The following is a 3,243-nucleotide window of genomic DNA, read 5'->3' as shown; positions in this document are numbered from 1 at the left end:
CGGCCCTGGCGGCTGGACTGTGTCGGCAGCCTGAGCCGTTGCGCGCGGACGAGCATCGCCTTGCGGCGTCTCGCAGAGCGCTTGGACCTGTCGGAGCGCGTGAATTTTACGGGTCGGGTCGACGAGCATCGACTCGACGCCTTCTACCATCGGGCGGACGTGTTTGTCCTGCCGACCCGCTTCGAGGGCTACGGCATGGTCCTGACCGAGGCATTGGCGCGCGGTCTGCCGATCGTCACCACCAGGACCGGGCCGATCCCGAAGGTGGTGCCTGCGGATGCGGGGCTTTTGGTCGAGCCCGACGACCCTGCGGCCCTCGAGGTGGCCTTGGCCCGGGTGCTGGACGATGCGGGCCTGCGCCGCAACCTGGCCGCGGGCGCGCGTTCGGCCCGTGCTCGTCTGCGCGGTTGGGACGCTGCAAGCGCCGAGTTCAGCTGCGTCCTGGAAGGGGTGCACGATGGGTGATTTCGACGCCGACTGGTTGGGACTGCGCGCGCCCGCGGATCGCCGTGCCCGAGCCCCCGATCTGCCGCTCTTGCTGCGTCCGCAGCTTCCGAATGGGCAGGTGCTTCGTATCCTGGACCTGGGGTGCGGGACCGGCTCCAACCTGCATTCACTAGCACCGGTCTTGGGCGGCGCGCAGGCATGGCTCTGTCTGGATGCGGATGCCGACCTCTTGGAGCGATTGCCGGACGAGACCCAAGCCTGGGCGCAACAATCGGGGCTGGATTGGGACGCGTCGGATCAACGGGTCACCGGGGCCGAGCCTCATCTGACCTGCACCCCTCATCTGAACTGCACTCTGGCGACCCGTCGCTTTGACCTCGCGCGCAACTTGGCCGAACTTCCGATCGACGGCATTGGATTGGTCACGGCCTCGGCGCTGCTCGACCTGGTGTCCGAGACATGGCTTGCTGGGTTGGTCTCGCAGTGCGCGAAGGTCCGTGTTCCGCTCCTCATGGCCTTGACCTACGACGGCCGCGTCGCCTTCGAGCCCGCCTTGAGCCTCGATCGCGAGGTGATCGAGGCCGTGAATCGCCACCAGGGTCGCGACAAGGGGTTCGGCCCGGCGCTGGGACCGAGCGCGAACGGTCGGTTGGCGATTTTGGCGGCCGCGCAGGGCTATTGGGTCGAAGTGCGGAGGAGCGACTGGCGGATTCGACGCTCGGAACGCGAGCTGCAGGCGGCCCTGATCCGCGGCTGGTCCCGGGCAGCCCGCGAAGAGGCACCCGCATCGGATGAGGGGGCGATCGCGCACTGGGAGGCGGTCCGGCTCGCTGCCGTGGAGCGCGGTTGTTCCCGAATCATCGTCGGCCATCGCGATCTTCTCGCCGTCCCGCGGCGGGCTTAAACCGCGCCCGGTTCGGTATGCGATGTGTTTGGATGGGATCGGCCTCGGCAGACTTGATCACCGCTGGATCCGGCGCGGTTTAGCGTACCGGGCGCGGTTTAGCGGATGCGGGAGAGTTCCGCTCGGCCGATCGCGTTTTCGCTGATCGTATTTTGGGGGATCACATCGGCGCAATGTTCCGACGCCGTTCGGGGCGACTCCGCGCTCAGGTCGAAGTCATAGAGCACATCCTCGCCCATACGGAAGATGCGCGTCGCCGGGCGCAATGCATCCGCCAAGCGCTCGGTCGGCGGCAGTCGCACACCCGGCCGACCGCTGCCGATCACGAGCGGGGCGACCGCGATCTGCAGGCGCGACAGCCGCCCGGCCTGCAGGAAGCGTGAGACCGTGGCGCCGCCGCCTTCGATGAAGATCCTGTGCAGACCCCGCTCGGCGAGGGCGTCCAGGAGTGCACCCAGGTCGAGCCCGTCGGACACGGCCGGCACCCCGATCAGCTCGGCCTGCCCGTGGTGTTTCTCTCCGGGCCGGATGCGGGCGCGATCACAACACAGCAGTGTCTCGGCCTCGCCGTCGTTGAAGAGATAACGCTCGCAGGACAGACGCCGTCTCGGGTCCAAGACCACCCGCACCGCATTCGGTCCGGGGACCAAGCGCGTGGTCAGGCGCGGATCGTCCGCGGCGACCGTCTCGGCCCCGACCAGCACGCCATCGCTGAGCGCACGCATGCGGTGCAGGTGGCGAATATTGGCCTCGCCGGTCACGAATCGTGCATCCCCGTCGGCCGTTGCGATGTAGCCGTCGATGCTCTGACCAAGATGGGCGATGACCTCCGCGGGACCCGGATGCGGGCGGCACAAGGGCAGGTAAAGATCGAAGAGTGCGCGAGCTTGATCGCCGCCATGGCAATCCCCGGCCCGATCTCCGAGGCGCCAGCCCGCATGCGGCAGCCAGACCAGCTCCGCTTGGGATCGATGCTCCGGATCGACCGGCGACACCCGTCCGTCGGGGCCGGTTGTCAAAGCAAGCGGGTGTTCGAGCGACCAGGCCGCGTTGCGCGCCAGTCGTGCGGCACTCAGAATCAGCGACCAAGCACATGCGGCATTGATCCCCCGCTCGTGTGACGGGGAGCCCGATCGCTCGCGCTGAGTGCTCTCGGATCGGATCATCGGCGGCCTCTTCTGGTTGAGTTGATCCCGGGACACGCGATTGAACGGCAAGCGCACCAGGTGGATATGGCGCTGCACACTCGGAAATCGAGTCGAGCGAAGCGGTCCTTGCCGTCGACGTACCCTTGGCGAGAGGGACCAAAACACACGGAAAGAGGAGATCGCCTTGAGATTCCTGCATGCCGCCGATGTGCATCTCGACAGCCCGCTGCGCGGACTCGAACGCTACGAGGGCGCACCGGTCGAGGAGATCCGCGGTGCGACCCGCCGGGCCTTCGAGAATTTGACCGCACTTGCGATCGAGGAGTCGGTCGACTTCGTCCTGCTGGCCGGCGACATCTACGACGGGGACTGGCGCGACTACAACACCGGACTCTTCTTCTCCGCCCAGATGGGTCGTCTCAACGATCATGGGATCCCGGTCTTTCTGATCGCCGGCAACCACGACGCCGCAAGCCAGATCACCAAGGCGCTGCGTCCGCCGCCGAACCTTTCGGTCTTCGCCACGCGTGCACCCGAGACCTGGGTCCTCGAGCACCTCGGCGTTGCCATCCACGCTCAAGGGTTTCCGAGCCGCGCGGTGACGGACGACCTGAGCCGAGCTTATCCGCAAGGCGATCCCGCACTCTTCAACATCGGAATGCTCCACACCTCGCTCGACGGACGACCCGGCCATGAGCCCTATGCGCCCTGCACCCTGGATGGCTTGAGAGCAAAAGGGTACCA

4 protein-coding genes are annotated in these 3,243 nt (G+C 67.0%); 3 read left to right on the top strand and 1 reads right to left on the bottom strand.

Going from position 1 to position 3,243, the window contains the following annotated elements:
* A partial coding sequence (locus GPT33_RS18235) for a glycosyltransferase (protein ID WP_296811923.1) occupies positions 1–465 on the top strand: 465 nt, incomplete at its 5' end.
* Positions 458–1,351: a class I SAM-dependent methyltransferase gene (locus GPT33_RS18230; protein WP_296811921.1), complete on the top strand. Its 894-nt coding sequence runs from the start codon at positions 458–460 to the stop codon at positions 1,349–1,351. The genes GPT33_RS18235 and GPT33_RS18230, both read left to right, overlap by 8 nt.
* 98 nt (positions 1,352–1,449) lie before the next feature.
* Here the strand turns inward: GPT33_RS18230 and GPT33_RS18225 are convergent, their stop codons facing one another.
* A complete protein-coding gene (locus tag GPT33_RS18225; protein WP_296811919.1) occupies positions 1,450–2,517 on the bottom strand; it encodes a RibD family protein in 1,068 nt (355 codons plus the stop codon).
* Between the two features lie 166 nt (positions 2,518–2,683).
* Between GPT33_RS18225 and GPT33_RS18220 the strand changes: the two genes are divergently transcribed.
* Positions 2,684–3,243 (top strand): DNA repair exonuclease (locus GPT33_RS18220; protein WP_296811918.1); only part of this gene is annotated, 560 nt, incomplete at its 3' end.

The organism is Thiocapsa sp. (genome assembly GCF_011390875.1).
In the GTDB taxonomy this organism is placed as follows: Bacteria; Pseudomonadota; Gammaproteobacteria; order Chromatiales; family Chromatiaceae; genus Thiocapsa.
Note: the sequence above shows the minus strand (reverse complement) of the source record. Positions and strands in the feature narration are given on the sequence as shown.

Excerpts from the sequence above, each read along its gene's own strand:
- GPT33_RS18230 (WP_296811921.1), top strand. The coding sequence starts at position 458 with ATGGGTGATTTCGACGCCGACTGGTTGGGACTGCGCGCGCCCGCGGAT.
- GPT33_RS18225 (WP_296811919.1), bottom strand. The coding sequence starts at position 2,517 with ATGATCCGATCCGAGAGCACTCAGCGCGAGCGATCGGGCTCCCCGTCA.